We start from the raw sequence: 2,126 nt of genomic DNA on the forward strand, positions 1-2,126 counted from the left end.
TACACTCATATTTAATCCCTATATTTTCTATTTCAATTTTATCATTTTTGAAATAAGAAAACAAATTTTACTGGTTCAGTTTTAGGGGTTCATTATACTTATGATAATTGGATTTATCATGATTGTTATTTCAATTATTCTTCTTTCTCTTATTTTAAATATTCAATTTAAACCTCTTATTGAACTAAATAAAGTCATTGAAAATCTTTCAAGTAAAGATGGAGATTTAAAACAAAGACTTGAAGTTAAGAGTAAAGATCTTATAGGGGAGATAAGTCTTAACATCAATAATTTTATTCAAAAGATACAAATCACCGTAAATAAAGCAAAACAAAACAGTAATGAAAATGCTTCAGTATCTCATGAACTTTCTGTTACTGCATTAGAAGTTGGTCAAAGAGCAAAAACAGAAGCAAATATTGTTCTTAAAACAACGAGTATGTCTAAGGATTTAAAAAATCACCTTGAAAGTTCTGTAGAAAATGCCAAATCTTTAAAAGAAGAAGTTGGGCAAATTACATTTAATCTTGATAGTGTTAGAAAAGAAGTTGTTAACCTTTCTGGTTTACTTCAAAACACTGCACATACAGAGATTGATTTAGCACAAAAGCTTAATCAAGTTAGCGCAAATACTAATGAAGTTAAAGATGTATTAATGGTGATTAATGACATAGCTGATCAAACAAACTTACTCGCACTTAATGCAGCTATAGAAGCCGCAAGAGCTGGTGAGCATGGTCGTGGATTTTCTGTAGTAGCAGATGAAGTTAGAAAACTTGCAGAAAGAACTCAAAAATCACTTGTAGAAATAAATGCAACAATAAGTGTAGTAATACAGTCAATAACTAGTGTAAGTCAAGAGATGAATGAAAACTCACAAAATATAAATACTATTTCTGAAGTATCTATAAACGTTGAGAATAGTGTAATTAAGGTATCTAGTGTATTAGAAAAATCAATTGATAGCACAGAAAAAACTGTACAAGACGATATAGATACTGCAAAGAAAATTGATTTAATAACAAATGACATTGAGCAAATCAATGATATTTCAAGTATAAATGCAAGAAGTGTGGAAGAAATGGCTGGTGCTAGTGAGAATCTTCATAAAATGACTCAGCAATTAAATGAAGAGTTATTTTATTATAAATCTTCGTTTGCTTCTGCTTTACATTTACCATTTTCACACTCAACATTTGCATCTACATAAAAAACAGATTCTGTATCCATCTTATTTTCTTGAACTGCTTGAAAAGAGCCTACAGACATCATTCCAGTATAGCAATAAAAAACAATCGTTTTATTTTTTGGAAGTTTAGAAAAATCTAAAGTAGCTTTATCAGAATCATAAGGAACATTTATAGCGCCTTTATAATGTCCTTCTTTATAATCTTTTACTTTTCGTACATCTACAAGAACAACACCTTTTGGAACTTCTCCATCATTTAGCTTTTTAGAAAACCAACGTTGATCAATCATTCCCTCATCAGCACCTTTATAAAGAGTTACTCCATTAACAACAACTTTGTTTTTTGCTTCTGGAACATAAGTAGCTGCTGTTTTTTTACACTCTCTTAAAAGACCCATTGATGGAGCTTTTTTCTTTTTCCATTCTGGAGCACCACCTGCATATACAACTATATTTGTATATCCATCTTTTTTAAGATTTTTTGCTAATTTATGAGAAAGCATACATTTAGGTCCATTACAAAATGAAACAATCTTTGTATCTTTATCAGATGGAAGCATTCCTAATTTTGCTTTATAAGTGAGCATACCTTTATCTTTCATATTAATATTAATAGAACCAAGAATAGTTCCTAACTTAAATAACTTAGCTGGTCTTGCATCAATAAACAGTACATCTTTTTGCTTGTGAAGTTTTACAGCCTCATCAAATGTTACGATTTTAAAATCACTACCCCCTAGAAGTATTGAAATACTTGCAATTAATAAAATTACGATTTTCTTCATTGTCTTATCCTTTGATTTTGATAATTTAATTATAACAAATTAATTCTAAGTTATCATTTTTTTAACACATTATTAAGAAAATATTTAAATAAAATAAATATATTTTACAATTAATTCACAATTAATACTAAAGCGTGTGTTAACCTGAATAA

General features: G+C 28.6%; 2 protein-coding genes. One reads left to right on the top strand and one right to left on the bottom strand.

The features are described 5' to 3' along the window. Positions 1–118: 118 nt before the first annotated feature. Entirely contained in the window at positions 119–1,210 is a 1,092-nt protein-coding gene (locus QZZ48_RS15545) for a methyl-accepting chemotaxis protein (RefSeq protein WP_294967166.1), read from the top strand. On the opposite strand, the gene QZZ48_RS15550 is transcribed toward QZZ48_RS15545, so the two are convergent. Then, positions 1,144–1,974: a rhodanese-like domain-containing protein gene (locus tag QZZ48_RS15550; protein WP_294967167.1), complete on the bottom strand. Its 831-nt coding sequence runs from the start codon at positions 1,972–1,974 to the stop codon at positions 1,144–1,146. The genes QZZ48_RS15545 and QZZ48_RS15550 overlap by 67 nt on opposite strands. Positions 1,975–2,126: the final 152 nt, after the last annotated feature.

Source organism: Sulfurimonas sp. (genome assembly GCF_016744025.1).
Lineage (GTDB): Bacteria > Campylobacterota > Campylobacteria > Campylobacterales > Sulfurimonadaceae > Sulfurimonas.